The organism is Aeromonas rivipollensis (assembly GCF_037811135.1).
Taxonomy (GTDB): Bacteria; Pseudomonadota; Gammaproteobacteria; order Enterobacterales; family Aeromonadaceae; genus Aeromonas; species Aeromonas rivipollensis.
Genome location: NZ_CP149130.1, coordinates 4,482,801 through 4,500,000, shown reverse-complemented (window position 1 = coordinate 4,500,000; position 17,200 = coordinate 4,482,801). Strand labels below are relative to the sequence as shown.

The 17,200-nt window shown below is 61.6% G+C and carries 16 protein-coding genes, 1 tRNA gene and 2 rRNA genes (1 of these 19 running past the window's edge); 16 read left to right on the top strand and 3 right to left on the bottom strand.

Features of this window, described 5'->3' with window-relative positions:
• The 3 genes from WIR04_RS20690 to WIR04_RS20680 all read left to right on the top strand — a co-directional run.
• Positions 1-753, top strand: a 23S ribosomal RNA gene (locus tag WIR04_RS20690) (it extends 2,137 nt beyond the left edge of the window).
• Positions 754-881: 128 nt separating this feature from the next.
• Positions 882-996 (top strand): 5S ribosomal RNA (gene rrf, locus WIR04_RS20685).
• Positions 997-1,102: 106 nt separating this feature from the next.
• Positions 1,103-1,178: transfer RNA gene (locus WIR04_RS20680), tRNA-Thr, on the top strand.
• 48 nt (positions 1,179-1,226) lie between these two features.
• On the opposite strand, the gene WIR04_RS20675 is transcribed toward WIR04_RS20680, so the two are convergent.
• Positions 1,227-1,430 (bottom strand): hypothetical protein, encoded by a 204-nt coding sequence (locus WIR04_RS20675; RefSeq protein WP_338889490.1) that lies wholly within the window; start codon positions 1,428-1,430, stop codon positions 1,227-1,229.
• Between the two features lie 141 nt (positions 1,431-1,571).
• Between WIR04_RS20675 and WIR04_RS20670 the strand changes: the two genes are divergently transcribed.
• The 13 genes from WIR04_RS20670 to WIR04_RS20610 all read left to right on the top strand — a co-directional run bounded on the left by WIR04_RS20670 (position 1,572) and on the right by WIR04_RS20610 (position 15,704).
• The gene (locus WIR04_RS20670; protein WP_338889488.1) at positions 1,572-2,837 is read left to right on the top strand and encodes a cytosine deaminase; all 1,266 of its coding nucleotides are present in this window, start codon (positions 1,572-1,574) and stop codon (positions 2,835-2,837) included.
• An 89-nt stretch (positions 2,838-2,926) separates the two neighbouring features.
• Positions 2,927-3,304, top strand: coding sequence for a fluoride efflux transporter CrcB (gene crcB, locus WIR04_RS20665; protein ID WP_338889486.1), 378 nt, complete (start codon positions 2,927-2,929; stop codon positions 3,302-3,304).
• Positions 3,305-3,369: 65 nt separating this feature from the next.
• The gene (ubiE, locus tag WIR04_RS20660; protein WP_307766435.1) at positions 3,370-4,122 is read left to right on the top strand and encodes a bifunctional demethylmenaquinone methyltransferase/2-methoxy-6-polyprenyl-1,4-benzoquinol methylase UbiE; all 753 of its coding nucleotides are present in this window, start codon (positions 3,370-3,372) and stop codon (positions 4,120-4,122) included.
• Between the two features lie 8 nt (positions 4,123-4,130).
• Positions 4,131-4,739, top strand: a complete 609-nt coding sequence (locus WIR04_RS20655; RefSeq protein ID WP_025328843.1) for a ubiquinone biosynthesis accessory factor UbiJ — start codon at positions 4,131-4,133, stop codon at positions 4,737-4,739.
• Entirely contained in the window at positions 4,739-6,379 is a 1,641-nt protein-coding gene (gene ubiB / locus WIR04_RS20650) for a ubiquinone biosynthesis regulatory protein kinase UbiB (RefSeq protein ID WP_338889478.1), read from the top strand. The genes WIR04_RS20655 and ubiB overlap by 1 nt, the downstream gene beginning before the upstream one ends.
• 40 nt (positions 6,380-6,419) lie before the next feature.
• On the top strand, positions 6,420-6,668 hold the full coding sequence (gene tatA, locus WIR04_RS20645; RefSeq protein WP_025328841.1) for a Sec-independent protein translocase subunit TatA: 249 nt from the start codon (positions 6,420-6,422) through the stop codon (positions 6,666-6,668).
• A 3-nt stretch (positions 6,669-6,671) separates the two neighbouring features.
• A complete protein-coding gene (gene tatB / locus WIR04_RS20640; RefSeq protein WP_338889474.1) occupies positions 6,672-7,124 on the top strand; it encodes a Sec-independent protein translocase protein TatB in 453 nt (150 codons plus the stop codon).
• On the top strand, positions 7,121-7,876 hold the full coding sequence (gene tatC / locus WIR04_RS20635; protein WP_163135433.1) for a twin-arginine translocase subunit TatC: 756 nt from the start codon (positions 7,121-7,123) through the stop codon (positions 7,874-7,876). The genes tatB and tatC overlap by 4 nt, the downstream gene beginning before the upstream one ends.
• 111 nt (positions 7,877-7,987) lie before the next feature.
• Entirely contained in the window at positions 7,988-8,773 is a 786-nt protein-coding gene (locus WIR04_RS20630) for a TatD family hydrolase (RefSeq protein ID WP_338889470.1), read from the top strand.
• Between the two features lie 3 nt (positions 8,774-8,776).
• The gene (hemB, locus tag WIR04_RS20625) at positions 8,777-9,796 is read left to right on the top strand and encodes a porphobilinogen synthase (protein WP_106885403.1); all 1,020 of its coding nucleotides are present in this window, start codon (positions 8,777-8,779) and stop codon (positions 9,794-9,796) included.
• A gap of 219 nt (positions 9,797-10,015) precedes the next feature.
• Positions 10,016-12,058, top strand: coding sequence for an oligopeptidase A (gene prlC / locus WIR04_RS20620; protein ID WP_338889467.1), 2,043 nt, complete (start codon positions 10,016-10,018; stop codon positions 12,056-12,058).
• A 265-nt stretch (positions 12,059-12,323) separates the two neighbouring features.
• On the top strand, positions 12,324-14,894 hold the full coding sequence (locus WIR04_RS20615) for a putative bifunctional diguanylate cyclase/phosphodiesterase (protein WP_338889465.1): 2,571 nt from the start codon (positions 12,324-12,326) through the stop codon (positions 14,892-14,894).
• 51 nt (positions 14,895-14,945) lie between these two features.
• Positions 14,946-15,704 (top strand): class I SAM-dependent methyltransferase, encoded by a 759-nt coding sequence (locus WIR04_RS20610; protein WP_374048975.1) that lies wholly within the window; start codon positions 14,946-14,948, stop codon positions 15,702-15,704.
• Positions 15,705-15,774: 70 nt separating this feature from the next.
• On the opposite strand, the gene WIR04_RS20605 is transcribed toward WIR04_RS20610, so the two are convergent.
• Together WIR04_RS20605 and WIR04_RS20600 are read right to left on the bottom strand one after the other, a co-directional pair.
• Positions 15,775-16,029: a Rho-binding antiterminator gene (locus WIR04_RS20605; RefSeq protein WP_338889463.1), complete on the bottom strand. Its 255-nt coding sequence runs from the start codon at positions 16,027-16,029 to the stop codon at positions 15,775-15,777.
• 19 nt (positions 16,030-16,048) lie between these two features.
• The gene (locus WIR04_RS20600) at positions 16,049-17,032 is read right to left on the bottom strand and encodes a DUF4382 domain-containing protein (RefSeq protein ID WP_338889461.1); all 984 of its coding nucleotides are present in this window, start codon (positions 17,030-17,032) and stop codon (positions 16,049-16,051) included.
• Positions 17,033-17,200 lie beyond the last annotated feature (168 nt).

The following is a 17,200-nucleotide window of genomic DNA, read 5'->3' as shown; positions in this document are numbered from 1 at the left end:
GCTGGAGCCGTCCTTGAAATACCACCCTTGTATGTTTGATGTTCTAACGCAGGGCCCTGAATCGGGCTCGCGGACAGTGCCTGGTGGGTAGTTTGACTGGGGCGGTCTCCTCCCAAAGAGTAACGGAGGAGCACGAAGGTTGGCTAATCCTGGTCGGACATCAGGAGGTTAGTGCAATGGCATAAGCCAGCTTAACTGCGAGACGGACAGGTCGAGCAGGTACGAAAGTAGGTCATAGTGATCCGGTGGTTCTGAATGGAAGGGCCATCGCTCAACGGATAAAAGGTACTCCGGGGATAACAGGCTGATACCGCCCAAGAGTTCATATCGACGGCGGTGTTTGGCACCTCGATGTCGGCTCATCACATCCTGGGGCTGAAGTCGGTCCCAAGGGTATGGCTGTTCGCCATTTAAAGTGGTACGCGAGCTGGGTTCAGAACGTCGTGAGACAGTTCGGTCCCTATCTGCCGTGGGCGTTGGATGATTGAAGGGAGTTGCTCCTAGTACGAGAGGACCGGAGTGAACGAACCTCTGGTGTTCGGGTTGTCACGCCAGTGGCACTGCCCGGTAGCTAAGTTCGGAATCGATAACCGCTGAAAGCATCTAAGCGGGAAGCGAGCCCTGAGATGAGTCATCCCTGACCCCTTGAGGGTCCTAAAGGGCCGTTGGAGACCACAACGTTGATAGGTGGGGTGTGTAAGCGCGGCGACGTGTTGAGCTAACCCATACTAATTACCCGTGAGGCTTAACCATACAACACCCAAGAAGTGTTCTAAGGCTTGTAGCAAGTGAACGAACTACTTACCTAATTCAGTGATAGCGACGAGGCAACAGCCAATCAGTCGTTACTCACGTCAGCTTTCCGAGATTGAAGTTATTTGCCTGGCGGCCATAGCGCCGTGGAACCACCTGATCCCATGCCGAACTCAGAAGTGAAACGCGGTAGCGCCGATGGTAGTGTGGCATTCGCCATGCGAGAGTAGGACACTGCCAGGCATCAATTAAGCAATCACAGCGATGTGGTTGGTCGCAATACGACATCAGGTCGTATTGGACAGAAGATTTAGATAGCGCACACAGTGCGGTCTTTACCGGTTAGTGTGCTGATATGGCTCAGTTGGTAGAGCGCATCCTTGGTAAGGATGAGGTCCCCAGTTCGACTCTGGGTATCAGCACCATGAAAATGAAAGCCTCCCTGAAAAGGGAGGCTTTTTTGTTTTTACCATTCAGTTCATCGAGATCTGTCTGGCATCGAGATAGAAGCGGGCCCGCCCGGACGCCTCTATCTGAATGGCTGCGACCAGCTGTTCGTTCCGCCTGCATTCCCACTCTTCGTCGAACGCTGTCAATGGGGGCTTGTTGATGCCCAGCGTCTGCAGATATTCGTGAAACAAGCCTGCGCTGCCGATCTCGGTCAATCCTGCTTTCATCCCTATCCACTCCCTTTATCGGTGCTGTTCTTCAATGATGTCAGCCTCATCTGCATTCTGTGTGAACGCTTTTCTATTAAATTGATCCGAGCTAAGTTGTGGATTGGCAAAGGCAACCAGGGTTTCGAAGGGGAAAGGAAGATGTTGATAAAGAATGTGCGTCTGAGCGGCAGGGAGGGGCTGTGGCAGATCCTGTGTCAGGATGGCCTGATCAGGACCATAGCTCCCATGAGCCAGGTCCTCCTCTCCACCCGGGAACTGGATGGGGAGGAGGGGATGGCGATAGCCCCCTTTATCGAGCCCCACATTCACCTCGATACTACCCAGACGGCAGGAGAGCCGAGCTGGAACCTGTCCGGCACCCTGTTCGAGGGGATCGAGCGCTGGGCCGAGCGCAAGGCGCTGCTGACCCACGAAGATGTGAAACAGCGCGCCATACAGACGCTGAAATGGCAGATCGCCAACGGCATCCAGTTTGTCAGAACTCATGTCGATGTCTCCGACCCCAACCTGGTGGCCCTGAAAGCCATGCTGGAGGTACGGGAGGAGATGAAGGCGTGGGTCGAGCTGCAGATCGTCGCCTTTCCGCAGGAGGGGATCCTCTCCTATCCCAACGGCAAGGCCTTGCTGGAAGAGGCGATCAGGCTGGGAGCCGACGTGATAGGTGCCATCCCCCATTTCGAGTTCACCCGGGAATATGGGGTCGAAAGTCTGTATTATGTCTTCGATCTTGCCGAGAAGTATCAGGTTCTGGTGGATGTGCACTGCGACGAGATCGATGACGAGCAGTCCCGCTTCATCGAGACCCTGGCGACCCTGGCCTACGAGCGAGGCATCGGCCAACGGGTGACCGCCAGCCACACCACCGCCATGCACTCCTACAACGGGGCCTATGCCTCTCGCCTGTTCCGACTGCTCAAGATGGCGGACATCAACTTCGTCGCCAATCCGCTGGTGAACATTCATTTGCAGGGGCGTTTCGATACCTATCCCAAGCGCCGCGGCATCACCCGGGTGAAGGAGATGCTGGAGGCGAACATCAACGTCTGCTTCGGCCACGACGACGTGTTCGATCCCTGGTATCCCATGGGCACCGCCAACATGTTGCAGGTGCTGCACATGGGGCTGCATGTCTGCCAGATCATGGGCTACGAGCAGATCAACGACGGTTTGAAGCTCATCAGCAGCCACAGCGCCCGCACCCTGAATGTGCAGGATCGCTATGGTATCGAGGTGGGCAAACCGGCCAACTTGCTGATCCTGCCCGCAGAAAACGGCTTTGATGCAGTGCGTCGTCAGGTGCCAGTGCGCTACTCCATCCGCCATGGCCGCGTGATTGCCGAGACCCGGCCAGCGCAGACCTCCCTGCATCTGGATCAGATAGAGCCGGTGGATTTTCGCCGATGAGGCGGCTCATCCCCGTAGATTAATTGCCCCGCTATCCCCGCTTGCCGGCATTTTGCATAATGTCGGCCCGACACTTATGGAGCCTCCCCATGCAAACCTGGTTATTTGTCGCGGCCGGTGGTGCCATCGGCGCTTGCCTTCGCTTTGGTATCGCCGAGTTGATGGCGCTGCTGCTGGGACGCCACTTCCCCTATGGCACCCTGGTGGTCAACGTGGTGGGCTCCTTCATCATGGGGGTGGCCTATGCCCTCATTCTGCACGGGCATGTGGCCGAGCACCCGCTCAAGCCACTCTTGATGGTGGGGATCCTGGGTGCACTGACTACCTTCTCTTCTTTTGCCCTGGATACTGTGGTGCTGACTCAACACGGTGCCTATCTGAAGGCACTGCTCAACATAGGTCTCAATCTCTTACTCTGTCTGGCCATGGTCATGCTGGGGATGCAGTTGGTTGCCAGCCGGGTTTAAGGTGTCCGCAGGTCACCGGCTCTGGTAAACTGGCGACCATTCTTTGCTCTATGGGTGTTTGAGGGATGTCGGAACAGACTAATACTACGCATTTTGGCTATAAAACCGTGGCGGCGACCGAGAAGGAAACTCTGGTGGCTGGCGTCTTTCATTCGGTGGCGGCCAAGTATGATCTGATGAACGATCTGATGTCATTCGGCATTCATCGCCTGTGGAAACGCTTCACCATCGACTGCTCCGGTGTGCGCAAGGGTCAGAAAGTACTGGATCTGGCCGGTGGCACCGGCGATCTGACCGCCAAGTTCTCCCGCATCGTCGGCGAGACGGGTCAGGTGGTGCTGGCGGACATCAACGACTCCATGCTGAAAGTGGGCCGCGACAAGCTGCGCAATCTGGGGGTGGCGAACAACGTCTCCTACGTGCAGGCCAATGCCGAGGCACTGCCTTTCCCTGACAACCATTTCGACGTCATCACCATCGGCTTCGGCCTGCGCAACGTGACCGACAAGGACAAGGCGCTGGCCTCCATGTTCCGGGTGCTCAAGCCGGGTGGTCGCCTGCTGGTGCTGGAGTTCTCCAAGCCGGAGAGCGAGGTGATCGCCAAGCTCTACGATCTCTACTCCTTCAAACTGCTGCCAAAAATGGGCGAAATAGTCGCGAACGACGGCGAAAGCTACAAATACCTGGCGGAATCCATTCGTATGCACCCGGATCAGCAGACCCTGGCCGGCATGATGGAGCGGGTCGGCTTCGAGCAGGTGGAGTTCTACAACCTGACTCAGGGTGTGGTCGCCCTGCACCGTGGTTACAAGTTTTAAGGTCGCCTATGCCGATGGATGCCATGGTCACCGCGGTGATCGAAACCAGCCTCAACCAGTTGCTGGCACTGGACAAGCAGAGCCCGGCGCGGCTGCGCAAGCTCGCGGGCAAGGTGCTCAAGCTGGAGCTGCGTGAGCTCAAGCCGCTCTGGTTTGTCTTCTCCGAGCGTCGACTGGACGTGCTGGCCCGCTATGAAGGGGAGCCCGACGCCGTGCTGAGCCTGTCGCTGACGGCGATCGGCCTGCTGAAGGATCCTTCAGCCCTGACTCGCTATATCCGCGAGGAGAAGCTGGACTTGAGCGGCGATCCTCAACTGGTGCAGGCCTTCAGCGCCCTGCTGGGGGAGCTGGACATCGACTGGGAAGAGGAGCTGTCGCGCTATACCGGCGACGTGCTGGCTCATACCCTGTGCGGCGGCGCCCGTCAGGCCCGTCGCGTGGTAGGCCGCGAGCTGTGCCGCTCCCAGCGTCAGCTGGCCGAGTACCTCACCGAGGAAGCCCGTCTCGCCCCAGGCCCCCTGGAAGTGGCGAGTTTCAACGATGATGTCGAGGTGCTGGCACAGCATATGAAGGCGGTCGAGTTGCGGCTGGCTCGCCTCGAGCAGCAGGTGAGCTGATGACCCCCAAGGAGTTCAAACGCCTCTATCGCATCGTCAGCATCCTGCTGGAGCAGGGCATCGACGAGCTGGTTCCCGCCCGCTATCAGCCCTGGCCCGGACGCCTGGTGCGCCGCAGCCTGTTCTGGCTCAAGAACAAGCAGCCTGAGCTCTGCCGTGGTGCCCGCATTCGCCTCGCCTTCGAGGCCCTGGGCCCCATTTTCATCAAGTTCGGCCAGATGCTGTCGACCCGCCGGGATCTGCTGCCGCCGGACATCGCCGAAGAGCTGGCCCTGCTGCAGGACAGGGTGCCCCCCTTCTGCGGGCAGGAGGCCAGGCGCCAGATAGAGGCGAGCCTGGGCTGCCCCATCGAGACCCTGTTCGATGACTTCGACGAGACGCCGCTGGCGTCCGCCTCCATTGCCCAGGTCCATACCGCCCGCTTGAAGGAGAATGGCCGGGAGATCGTCATCAAGGTGATCCGTCCCGACATAGAACCCGTCATCGAGGCCGATCTGCGGCTGATGCAGGAGCTGGCTCGTCTGGTGGCCCGTTTCGTGCCCCAGAGCGCCCGGCTGCGCCCCGTCGAGGTGGTGGAGGAGTACCGCAAGACCATACTCGACGAGCTTAACCTGATGCGGGAGGCGGCCAACGCCATCCAGCTGAGGCGCAACTTCACCGGCTCAGAGGCGCTCTATGTGCCCGAGGTCTACACGGATCACTGCCGCGAGCAGGTACTGGTGATGGAGCGAATCTACGGCATTCCTGTCTCCGACATAGCCGCGCTGGAGGCCAACGGCACCAACATGAAACTGCTGGCGGAGCGCGGGGTTGAGGTCTTCTTCACCCAGGTGTTCCGTGACAGCTTCTTCCATGCGGACATGCACCCGGGCAACATCTTCGTCTCCTTTGAGCACCCGGAGAATCCGCTCTGGATCGGCATCGACTGCGGCATAGTCGGCACCCTGAACCGGGAAGACAAGCGCTACCTGGCGGAGAACTTCCTCGCCTTCTTCAACCGTGACTATCAGCGGGTGGCGCAGCTGCACGTGGAGTCAGGCTGGGTACCGCCCGACACCAAGGTGGACGAGTTCGAGTTCGCCATCCGCACCGTGCTGGAACCCATCTTCGAGAAGCCACTCTCCGAAATTTCGTTCGGCCATGTGCTGCTCAATCTTTTCAACACCGCTCGTCGCTTCAACATGCAGGTGCAGCCCCAGCTGGTGTTGCTGCAGAAGACGCTGCTCTATGTGGAAGGGCTGGGGCGCCAGCTCTATCCCCAGCTGGACCTGTGGCAGACCGCCAAACCCTACCTGGAAAGCTGGATGCACGAGCAGGTTGGCCCCAAGGCGGTGCTCAATGCGATCCGCGAGAAGGCCCCCTTTTGGGCGGAGAAGCTGCCGGAACTGCCGGAGCTGGTCTACGAGACCCTGCGCCAGGCGCGGCACCAGCAGCACCACTTCGAGCAGATGTTCGCCGATTTTCGCCTGCACAGCCGTCGTCAGGGACAGGCCCGCTACCTCTTAGGGGTGGGAGCCAGCCTACTGTTGGTGGGTGTATTCTTGCTGACCCAGAAACAACATATTGAGTGGGGACAAATCAGCCTCGCCGGCGCCGGGTTATGCTGGCTGCTGGGCTGGTTAAAGACCCGCATTCATTAATTAAACTGCGCCATCAGGCGCCTATCCTGGAGAGAAAGTCATGGGTGGTATCAGTATTTGGCAATTGTTGATCATCGCAGTCATAGTCGTGCTGCTGTTTGGTACCAAGAAGCTGCGCGGCATAGGTGGCGATCTGGGTGCCGCCGTGAAGGGGTTCAAGAAGGCGCTGTCGGACGATCCGGCCGATGCCAAGCCCGAGCAGAAGGATGCGGAGTTTCCGGCCAAGCAGCTGAACGAGACGGCCAGCAGTGCCGAGACCGCCAAGCAGAAAGACAAAGATCAGGCCTAAGCCATGTTCGACATCGGTTTTTGGGAGCTGGTCGTCATCGGTGTCGTCGCCCTGGTGGTGCTGGGTCCCGAGCGGTTGCCGGTCGCCATCCGTACCGCCAGCCACTGGATCAGGCTGATCCGCAGTACCGCCAACTCGGTCAAGACAGAGCTGGAGCAGGAGCTCAAGTTGCAAGAGCTGCACAATGATCTGAAGAAGGCCGAGCAGTTGCAGATGAACAACCTGAGCCCCGAGCTGCAGGAGTCCATCGAGCAGCTGAAGGCGGCGGCCCAGTCGGTGAACCGTCCCTATCAGCCACAGCATGAGGCACAGAACGAGATCCGCCCGCCCGTCGCCCAGGCTGAACCTGCCACGCCGGTGGAACCTGCGGTGCAGCTGACCCGTGAAGTGCCGCCGGTCAACAGCCAGCGCGAGCCGGTCAGCGAGTCGGCCGGCAATGGGGAGGTGAAGCCATGAGTCAGGCCGAGCAACCCCTTATCAGCCACCTGGTGGAGCTGAGAACCCGTCTGCTGCGTTCCATCTCCGCCATCCTGCTGGCGTTCGTCGCGCTCATCTATTTCTCCAACGACATCTACGATTTCGTGGCCCGGCCGCTGCTCAGCCAGCTGCCCGAAGGGACCAGCATGATAGCGACGGATGTGGCGACCCCCTTCATCACGCCCATCAAGCTGACCCTGGTGGTCTCCTTCTTCGTGGCCATCCCCTATCTGCTCTATCAGGCCTGGGCCTTCATCGCCCCCGGCCTGTACCAGCATGAGCGGCGCCTGGTCATGCCGTTGGTGGCCTCCAGTGCCGTGCTCTTCTATGCCGGCATGGCGTTCGCCTACTACGTGGTGTTCCCCCTGGTGTTCGGCTTCTTCACCAGCACGGCCCCCGCCGGGGTGACGGTGGCGACTGACATTGCCAGCTATCTGGACTTCGTGCTGACCCTGTTCTTCGCGTTCGGGGTGGCGTTCGAGATACCAGTAGCCACCATTCTGCTCTGCTGGACCGGGGTCACCACCCCCAAGAGCCTGAGGGAGAAGCGCCCCTACGTCATCGTCGGGGTCTTCGTGGTCGGCATGCTGCTCACCCCGCCCGATGTCTTCTCCCAGACCCTGCTGGCGATCCCCATGTGGGCCCTGTGGGAGATAGGTCTCTTCTTCGCCCGCTTCTATGTGAGGAAAGAGGACCAGGAAGAGCAGGAACAACCGGAAGAGGGGAGCTGAGGCTCCCTTCCTCTTTTCATGCATCCGTTCGAGGCGTATGGTGATGCCCCATCGAGTAGATGGTTTTCAAATACCTGATATGTATTCCTTTTGTTCGGAACCTCTGATCCCATGATCGACATTGGTCTCAACCTCACCAGCCCCCAGTTTGCCGGCGAACAGGCCGACCTGGTGGCCCGCGCCCGCGCCGCCGGGGTGGAGGCGCTGATCCTGACCGGTACCGATCTGGCCGGCAGCCGCGAGAGTGTCACGCTTGCCGCCGAGTGGCCCGGTTACTGCTTCTCTACCGCCGGGGTGCATCCCCACGATGCCAAGAGCGTGGATGAGCAGACCCTGCCCGCCCTGCGCGCGCTGGCGGCCCTGCCCCAGGTGGTGGCCATCGGCGAGTGCGGGCTCGACTACAACCGCGACTTCTCCCCCCGTCCGGTGCAGGATGCGGTGTTCGACGCTCAGTTGGCGCTGGCCGCCGAGCTCGGGATGCCGGTGTTTCTCCACTGCCGTGATGCCCACACCCGCTTTGTCGAGATCCTGCGACCCTGGTTGCCCAGCCTGCCGGGGGCCGTGCTGCACTGCTTCACCGGCTCCGACCAGGAGCTGGACCAGTGTCTGGCCCTGGGGCTGCACATAGGAGTGACTGGCTGGTTGTGCGACGAGCGTCGCGGCCAGCTGCTGCGCGAGCAGGTGGCGCGCATTCCCGCCGGTCGGCTGATGATCGAGACCGACGCCCCCTATCTGGTGCCGCGGGATCTGAAACCCAGACCCAAACGCAACGAACCCGCTTTTTTGCCGCACATCGCCCAGGTGGTGGCGGCCTGCCGTGGTGAAGCGCCCGAGGCCTTGCTGGCCCATACCAGGGCCACCTCCGCCGCATTTTTCCAACTTCCTCTTTTGGAGTGATTCATGGCCATAACTCTTCCGGGCGCCTTTCCGGGTCGCCGCCTGCGCCGGGTGCGCAAACATGATTTCAGCCGTCGTCTGGTGCGCGAGAACCAGCTGACCGTCAACGATCTCATCTATCCGGTGTTCGTGCTGGAGGGGGAGGGCCAGCGTGAGGCCGTCGCTTCCATGCCGGGGGTGGATCGTCTCTCCATCGATCTGCTGCTGATCGAGGCCGCCGAGCTGGTTGAGCTGGGCGTGCCCGCCATCGCCCTGTTCCCGGTGACGCCGCTGGCGCAGAAGAGCCTGCTGGCGGAAGAGGCCTATAACCCGGACGGGCTGGCCCAGCGTGCCACCCGTGCCCTCAAGGCCCGCTTCCCCGAGCTGGGAGTCATCACCGACGTGGCGCTGGATCCCTTCACCACCCATGGTCAGGACGGCATCATCGATGACGAAGGCTATGTGCAAAACGACATCACCACCGAGATCCTGGTGAAGCAGGCGCTCTCCCATGCCGCCGCCGGGGCCGACATAGTGGCACCGTCCGACATGATGGATGGCCGCATCGGCGCCATTCGCGCCGCGCTGGAAGAGAACGGCTTCGTCAACGTCCAGATCATGGCCTACTCCGCCAAGTACGCCTCCAGCTACTACGGTCCGTTCCGCGATGCGGTGGGCTCCGCCGCCAACCTCGGCAAGAGCAACAAGGCCACCTACCAGATGGATCCGGCCAACGGCAACGAGGCGCTGCACGAGGTGGCGCTGGACATCGCCGAAGGGGCCGACAGCGTCATGGTCAAGCCGGGCATGCCCTATCTGGACGTGATCCGTCAGGTGAAGGATCAGTTCGGGGTGCCGACCTTCGCCTATCAGGTGAGCGGCGAGTACGCCATGCACATGGCGGCGATCCAGAACGGCTGGCTGAAGGAGCGGGAGTGCGTGCTGGAGTCCCTGCTCTGCTTCAAGCGGGCCGGTGCCGACGGCATCCTCACCTACTTCGCCAAGCGGGTCGCCCAGTGGCTGAAGGAAGACGCCCGGCGTTGATGCGGTGGCGTCATTGCCCTCACAATGCCGGCCCTGGGCCGGCATTGTCGTCTCTGGACGCCTGATCGCTGCATTAATGAGCAATTTTTGGCGAAATCTGGGCAGCGAACCCGGCTCTGGGTGGCAAAGGCTTGATAAATGGGGTTTCTGCCTACATCTTAGATGGTCCAAGCAAGCTTCTGGACGGCAGGGGCTGCAGAGCATTTAGAGGTACCGCAGATGACTAACCCTTTGCTGACAATGGACTCGCTGCCCCCCTTCAGCCAGATCCAGCCCGATCAGGTGCAAGCTGCCGTGACGCAGGCCATCGCCGATTGCAAACAGAAGATTGAGGATGTGCTGGCACAGCGGGATCCCCACACCTGGGACAGCCTGATAGCCCCGCTGGAAGAGGTCAATGACCGCCTGTCCCGAGTCTGGTCACCGGTCAGCCACCTCAACGCCGTGCAGAACAGCGAAGCGCTGCGCGCGGCTCACGACGCCTGCCTGCCGCTGCTCTCCGAATTCCAGACCTATGTGGGCCAGCATGAAGGGCTCTATCAGGCCTATCTGGCCCTCTCCGAGAGCGACGACTTCCTCCTGCTGAGCGGCGCCCAGCGCAAGGAGATCCAGAATACCCTGCGCGACTTCCGTCTCTCCGGCATAGGTCTGCCCGCCGAGGCGCAGCAGCGTTATGGCGAGATCCAGGCCCGCCTCTCCGAGCTGGCCTCCTGCTTCAGCAACAACGTGCTGGATGCGACCCAGGGCTGGAGCAAGCTGGTGACCGACGAGGCCGAACTGGCAGGTCTTCCTGCGAGCGCGCAGGCGGCCGCCCGTCAGATGGCCGAGCTGAAGGGCAAGGAGGGGTGGCTGTTCACCCTGGATATTCCTTCTTACCTGCCGGTGATGATGTACTCGGATAACCGTGCGCTGCGCGCCGAGCTGTATGAGGCCTTCACCACCCGCGCCTCCGACCAGGGCCCCAATGCGGGCAAGTGGGACAACTCCGCCATCATGAGCGAGTTGCTCACCCTGCGCCGCGAGCTGGCCCAGCTGCTGGGCTTTGCCAACTACGCCGAGCTGTCCCTTGCCACCAAGATGGCGGACAAGCCGGAGCAGGTGGTGAGCTTCCTCACCGATCTGGCGGCCAAGTCCCTGCCGCAAGGCAAGGCCGAGCTCGAAGAGATCCGCGTCTTCGCCGCCGAGCAACACGGCCAGAGCGAGCTGGCCGCCTGGGATCTCGCCTACTACGCCGAGAAGCTCAAGCAGCACAAGTTCTCCATCTCCGACGAGCAGCTGCGTCCCTACTTCCCCGCCAGCCGGGTGGTGAAGGGGCTGTTCGAGGTGGTCAAGCGGGTGTTCGGCATCAAGGTGCGCGAGCGCCTCGGCATCGACACCTGGCACCCCGACGTGCGCTTCTACGACATCTTCGATGCCGAGGACGAGCTGCGCGGCAGCTTCTACCTCGACCTCTACGCCCGGGAACACAAGCAGGGCGGTGCCTGGATGGATGTCTGCCTCGGCCGTCGCTACCGTCAGGATGGATCCTTGCAAAAGCCGGTGGCCTACCTGACCTGCAACTTCAACGGCCCCGTGGATGGCAAGCCTGCACTGTTTACCCATAACGAAGTGGTCACCCTGTTCCACGAGTTCGGCCACGGCATTCACCACATGCTGACCCGCATTGACGTGGCCGGTGTCGCCGGCATCAACGGCGTGGCCTGGGATGCGGTGGAGCTGCCGAGCCAGTTCCTGGAGAACTGGTGCTGGGAGTCCGAGGCGCTGGCCTTCATCTCCGGTCATCACGAGACCGGCGAGCCGCTGCCCGCGGATCTGCTGGAGAAGATGCTGACCGCCCGCAACTTCCAGGCGGCCATGCAGATGCTGCGTCAGCTGGAGTTCGCCCTGTTCGACTTCCGCCTGCACCAGGAGTTTGACCCGGCCAAGGCGGATCAGATCCCGGCCCTGCTGAGTGAAGTGCGCAGCCAGGTGGCCGTGATGACGCCGCCGGCGTTCAACCGCTTCCAGCACAGCTTCTCCCACATCTTCGCGGGCGGCTATGCGGCGGGCTACTACAGCTACAAGTGGGCCGAGGTGCTCTCCGCCGATGCCTTCTCCCGTTTCGAGGAGGAGGGGATCTTCAACCCGGCCACCGGCCAATCCTTCCTGAAGAACATTCTGGAGAAGGGGGGCTCCAAGGAGCCGATGGAGCTGTTCCGTGCTTTCCGCGGCCGCGAGCCCAAGGTGGACGCGCTGCTACGCCATAGCGGGATTGCCGCCTGATGTTCCGTACCTGCGGTGGCCGTGGGCCCAAGGTTGCGCCGCAGCGGGATAGCCGCCAGAGGCTCAGCGCCCTTCGCCGGCATGAGCTTCAAGCAGGTACAGATTTGCGACATAGTGGGATCACAGCGTGATTTTTGAGATAAAAAGGGACCTTTTGGTCCCTTTTTTCAAGGGTTTTTAATATCTTGCGGAGTGCATGTTTGCACTGGCCCCGCCTCTTCAGTAGAGTCGGGTTCTACCTTCCAAGGAGAGAAAGAACCTTGCCATGAGGCGAGCACTCGAGTCTGTCTATCAAATCATCTCAAGCCTGTCTCATTCGAGTGGTCAGGGATATTTTGATACCTTTGTGAGTGAAATCGCCAACGCGGTCGGGGCTGACTTCGTCCTGATTTCAGGCAAGGATCAGGCCGGGCTCTTCTTCACTGTGCATGCCGCCTATCCCGCCTCTCTCGACATCAATTCCTACAGCTTCCCCCTCGCGGATACCCCGGGCGAAATCGTCATGCAACAGGGGGAAGCCTGGTTCAGCGATCGTACCCGGGAGCTGTTCCCCCATGCGGCCGTGCTGGAGCGCTGCCAGGTCAGGGGTTATGCCGGCGTCGCACTGAAGAGTGCCGAGGGGGAGACCATCGGCCTGTGCAGCGTCATGTTCAAGCGGGCCACCCCCAGAATGGACAAGATCATGGGGCTGCTGCGGCTGCTGGCGCCGCTCGCCGGCCGTGAACTGGCCCTGATGTATCAGCAACAGTTGCTGCTGCCGCCGTCGCCGGCCCAGACGGAATATCCCCATTTTCTGGACACCATGATGTCCCATGCGCCGGTCGGCATCGGCAAGCTCGATTTGAACGGCACCATTCTCTGGGCCAATCCGGCCATCGAAAAGATGCTGGGTTACAGCCAGCAGGAGTTGCAGCAGCGCACCGTCGCCGAGATCAACCACCCTGACGACTGGCTGCTCAGCATCCCTCTCTACGAGGCGCTCAAGCGGGGAGAGCGTCCCGCCTTCACCCAGGAGAAGCGCTACCTGCACCGGGATGGCTCTGTGCTCTGGGGCCGGGTGACTGTGACCCTGATCCGCAACGAGCAGATGCATCCGGACTACCTCATGGTGGTGCTGGAGAACATAGACCCGATGAAGCGCCATGCGGAGCAGCTCAAGCTCTCCCACCGGGTCTATGACAACCTCTCCGAGGCCATCCTGGTGTGCGACGCCGACAGCCGCATCATCTCGGTGAACCCGGCGTTCGAGAAGATCACCGGCTACAGCGAGGAGGAGGCCCGGGGCCAGCGCCCCAGCCTGCTCAAGTCCGGGCTGCACGATCAGACCTTCTACGCCGACATGTATCACGCCCTGGATCGGGTGGGGATCTGGCGCGGCGAAGTGTGGAACAAGCGCAAGAACGGCAAGCTCTATCCCCAGCAGCTGATGATCAGTGCCTTGCGAGAAGGGGGCAGGATCAGCCAGTACATCGCCATCTTCAGCGATCTCTCCCAGACCAAGCTGGCGGAGCAGAAGATCGCCGCCCAGGCCAACTACGACAACCTCACCGGCCTGCCGAACCGCTGGCTGTTTGGTCGCTGCCTCGCCCGCTTCTGCGAGCGGGGGGAGCGCTTCGCGCTGATGGTGCTGGATCTCAACAACTTCAAGGCGGTCAACAACAGCATGGATCACCATGTCGGCGATGCCCTGCTGCGAGAGGTGTCGGATAGACTGGTGAGCCGGGTGCGCACCGAGGATCTGGTGGCCCGCATCGGCGGCGACGAGTTCGCCTTCCTGGTGCCCGGCATAGTCAACCGCCGTCAGGCCGAGGTCTTCGCCAAGCAGGTGATCGGCGGCTTCGCCCGTCCCTTCATGCTGGCGAACCAGCACCTCTATGTGACGGCGACCCTAGGGATCACCCTCTGCCCCAATGACGGGGCCGACAGTGACGAGCTGCTGCGCAACGCCGAGCAGGCGCTGTTTGTCGCCAAGCGGCAGGGGCGCTCCCTCGGTACCTACAGCGCCTCCATGCGGGAAGAGGTGAGTCAGCGCCACCAGATGCAGCAGGATCTGGCGGAGGCCATCAAGCTGGCACAGCTGACCATGGCCTATCAACCCATCTGGGACAACCGCAGCGGCCGGGTCGCCAAGCTGGAGGCCCTGGTGCGCTGGTATCACCCCCACTGGGGTCAGGTCTCGCCGGCAGACTTCATCCCGCTGGCGGAAGAGGCGGGGCTCATTCAGGGGCTGGGGGCGCTGGTGCTCTGGCAGTCGTGCCGGGATCTGGCCCGCCTGCAGCAGTCCGGATTCCCGGATCTGCAGATGTCCATCAACCGCTCCACCCTGGAGTTCCAGACCATAGATCCCGAGGCGAACGAGTGGCTCAGGGTGATCCGCCACTTCGACCTGGACCCGGCGGACATCATCATAGAGATCACCGAGTCCCTGCTGATGGAGAGCAGCGATCAGCACAGGGTGCGGATCGATGCCCTGCGCGAGGCGGGCTGCAAGCTGGCCATCGACGACTTCGGCACCGGCTACTCGGCCCTCAATTACCTGCGCACCTTCCCGGTGGATCTGGTCAAGATAGACCGCTCCTTCGTGCGCCATATCCCCTTCAACGAGCAGGACAGGCTGCTGCTGGACGGCATCATCAACATAGTGCACAACCTCGGCATGCAGGTGGTGATCGAGGGGGTGGAGACCCGGGAACAGCTCAACTTCCTCTGCCAGAAGGGCTGTGCCTTCACCCAGGGCTATCTGCTCAGCCGCCCGCTGCCCTACGACGATCTGGTGGAATACCTGACCCTCAATCGCCAGGGGATGAATCTGGCCAATCTGACCACAGTGAGCTGATCTCCCGCTTCTGCTATCATGCCCGCTTCCGTGCCGCCATGAGTCTTCGTTATGCCCCATATCCAGGTTTTCAGTGAAGTGCCCGCCCGCGATGGCGAGCTGGACGCCCTGCGACTGCGTCTGGCCGAGGTGGAGTTTCCCGCCCCTTTTGCGCTGGTGCTGACTGACACCAGGCTGGAGCTGCGCAAGCTGGACGAACCCAAGCTGGGCGCCGTCTATGTGGACTTCGTGGAAGGGGCCGTGGCCCACAGGCGCAAGTTCGGTGGCGGCCGCGGCCAGTCCATCGCCAAGGCGGTGGGGCTGAAGTCCGGGGCCATGCCGACAGTGGTGGATGCCACCGCCGGGCTCGGCCGCGACGCTTTCGTGCTGGCCTCCCTCGGCTGCAAGGTGACCCTGATAGAGCGCAGCCCGGTGGTGGCGGCCCTGTTGCAGGACGGGCTGGCGCGGGCGGCGCAGGATCCCGAGATTGGCCCCTGGGTCAGCGAGCGCATGCATCTCCTGCAAGGGCCGGCGGTGGACAATCTGCTGGCGTTGCCGGAGCGGCCCGAGGTCATCTACCTGGACCCCATGTTCCCCCACAAGCAGAAGTCGGCGCTGGTCAAAAAAGAGATGCGGGTGTTCCAGTCCCTGGTGGGGCCGGATCTCGATGCGGATGCCCTGCTGCCTGCGGCCCTCAAGATGGCGGACAAGCGGGTGGTGGTGAAGCGCCCGGACTACGCGGGCTGGCTCAACGAGCAAAAACCCAGCATGGCCATAGAGACCAAGAGCAACCGCTTCGACGTCTATGTGATGGCGGCGCTGGCGGGTTAAAGCCAGCCAGGGTAGGCGAGACACAAAAAAGGAGGGCCAACATATGTTGGCCCTCCTTTTTGCCTTGGGGTCAGCGGGCGGGTGCGAAGCGAATATGCCGCGCCTCCCCCTGCCAGACGAGATCCAGGGTCGCCAGGTCGGCGAGGCTGAGGCGCTCGTCACTCTCCAGCAGCAGATACTCGACGCCGTCGCTGGCCTCTATGGTGCGGACCTTGTCATCCCACCGACGACCGTCGTGGCTGGCCAGGGTCACCGGCAGTTGCCAGCGGGCGGCTATCTCGAGCCAGTCGTAGAGGTCACAGCTGATGGGTTGGTAACCGGTCATGATCTGAGCTCCTGGCCTCTCACTGGAAGTTGATGCTGGTGGTGGGGGCCGTCACCGGCTGAGCCTTCAGTATCCGCTCCAGCTGCAGCGGGTCGCCAGCCAGTTCAGGATCATCCTCGTTGCCGTTGCAGACCAGCGTCATGTCGTAGCTGCCGAGGTTCACAAAGCCCAACTCGTAGCCGTAGCCACCACCAGCCAGGGGCAGGACGGGAGCGCTGGCATAGAAGCCGTTGTCGAGGTCTGCCATGTCGGGGTAAGCGTCGTCGCCCACCGGGCGCAACTCGTCATAGAAGTAGACGAAGGCCTTGTCGGTCAGCACGCCACCACAGAGCCCACTGGCCACTGTGCCCTTGACGGTGGCCACCTCGGTGTTGTTCACCAGCCGCACCCCTCTGGGCTTGAGCTTGTAATACTCCTCATGGCCCGGCAGCACCATGGAGTGGCGCAGATCGAACTCTGTGGTGAAGGCGCTGAGGCCGTTGGCGGCGATGGTGAAGGCATCCAGCTTGAGCTCGTTGCTGGGCACTTCCAGCGGCTTGATCACACCATCATCCTGCCTGACGTAGGAGTAGGGGGTGCCATTCAGAAACTGATTGCCTGCATCCCGGCCATCCAGGACCCGCAGCCGCATCTGGCTGTATTCGCCTGGCACTACACTCTGGCTGGCCAGCAGGGGGCGGCTGCTGGATCCCGGGTATTTCAATAGGTCGATGTAGGTGAACAGCGGGTGTCCCGCGCTGTCGAGGGGGATGACTTCCCCTGCCGGCGTGCAGCCATCGTCCTGAGCCGAGGTCAGGAAGCTGGCGGTGGTCCACGCCTGCTCGCTCCCCGAGACGGGGTGGATGCTGATGTTGGAAACGGCGATGCAGACCTTGCTGACCGAATCCACCGGTGCATCGGAGAAAGCCAGGGACATCTGGGCATTCTGCTGGGTGTCGTCGTCACTGCCGCCACCGCAGGCGGTCAGCAGAGCGGTCAGGCCGATCAGGGTCAAATTTTTCATGGTTTCCGTTCCTATGGGAGAGGCAACCCAACTCTAGCCGAGCTGGCGATACAAGCTAGATGGCAGGAGGGAGCGGAGATCCGGGGGTGGATTAAAAGTTAAATAAAATCAAAGGAAAGGCTTTGAATGGTACCGGATCTGGCTGCGAAAGAGCTTGTCGGAACAGAC

Coding starts and splice junctions, on each gene's coding strand:
- WIR04_RS20675 (WP_338889490.1), bottom strand. CDS start 1,430: ATGAAAGCAGGATTGACCGAGATCGGCAGCGCAGGCTTGTTTCACGAA.
- WIR04_RS20670 (WP_338889488.1), top strand. CDS start 1,572: ATGTTGATAAAGAATGTGCGTCTGAGCGGCAGGGAGGGGCTGTGGCAG.
- crcB (WP_338889486.1), top strand. CDS start 2,927: ATGCAAACCTGGTTATTTGTCGCGGCCGGTGGTGCCATCGGCGCTTGC.
- ubiE (WP_307766435.1), top strand. CDS start 3,370: ATGTCGGAACAGACTAATACTACGCATTTTGGCTATAAAACCGTGGCG.
- WIR04_RS20655 (WP_025328843.1), top strand. CDS start 4,131: ATGCCGATGGATGCCATGGTCACCGCGGTGATCGAAACCAGCCTCAAC.
- ubiB (WP_338889478.1), top strand. CDS start 4,739: ATGACCCCCAAGGAGTTCAAACGCCTCTATCGCATCGTCAGCATCCTG.
- tatA (WP_025328841.1), top strand. CDS start 6,420: ATGGGTGGTATCAGTATTTGGCAATTGTTGATCATCGCAGTCATAGTC.
- tatB (WP_338889474.1), top strand. CDS start 6,672: ATGTTCGACATCGGTTTTTGGGAGCTGGTCGTCATCGGTGTCGTCGCC.
- tatC (WP_163135433.1), top strand. CDS start 7,121: ATGAGTCAGGCCGAGCAACCCCTTATCAGCCACCTGGTGGAGCTGAGA.
- WIR04_RS20630 (WP_338889470.1), top strand. CDS start 7,988: ATGATCGACATTGGTCTCAACCTCACCAGCCCCCAGTTTGCCGGCGAA.
- hemB (WP_106885403.1), top strand. CDS start 8,777: ATGGCCATAACTCTTCCGGGCGCCTTTCCGGGTCGCCGCCTGCGCCGG.
- prlC (WP_338889467.1), top strand. CDS start 10,016: ATGACTAACCCTTTGCTGACAATGGACTCGCTGCCCCCCTTCAGCCAG.
- WIR04_RS20615 (WP_338889465.1), top strand. CDS start 12,324: ATGAGGCGAGCACTCGAGTCTGTCTATCAAATCATCTCAAGCCTGTCT.
- WIR04_RS20610 (WP_374048975.1), top strand. CDS start 14,946: ATGCCCCATATCCAGGTTTTCAGTGAAGTGCCCGCCCGCGATGGCGAG.
- WIR04_RS20605 (WP_338889463.1), bottom strand. CDS start 16,029: ATGACCGGTTACCAACCCATCAGCTGTGACCTCTACGACTGGCTCGAG.
- WIR04_RS20600 (WP_338889461.1), bottom strand. CDS start 17,032: ATGAAAAATTTGACCCTGATCGGCCTGACCGCTCTGCTGACCGCCTGC.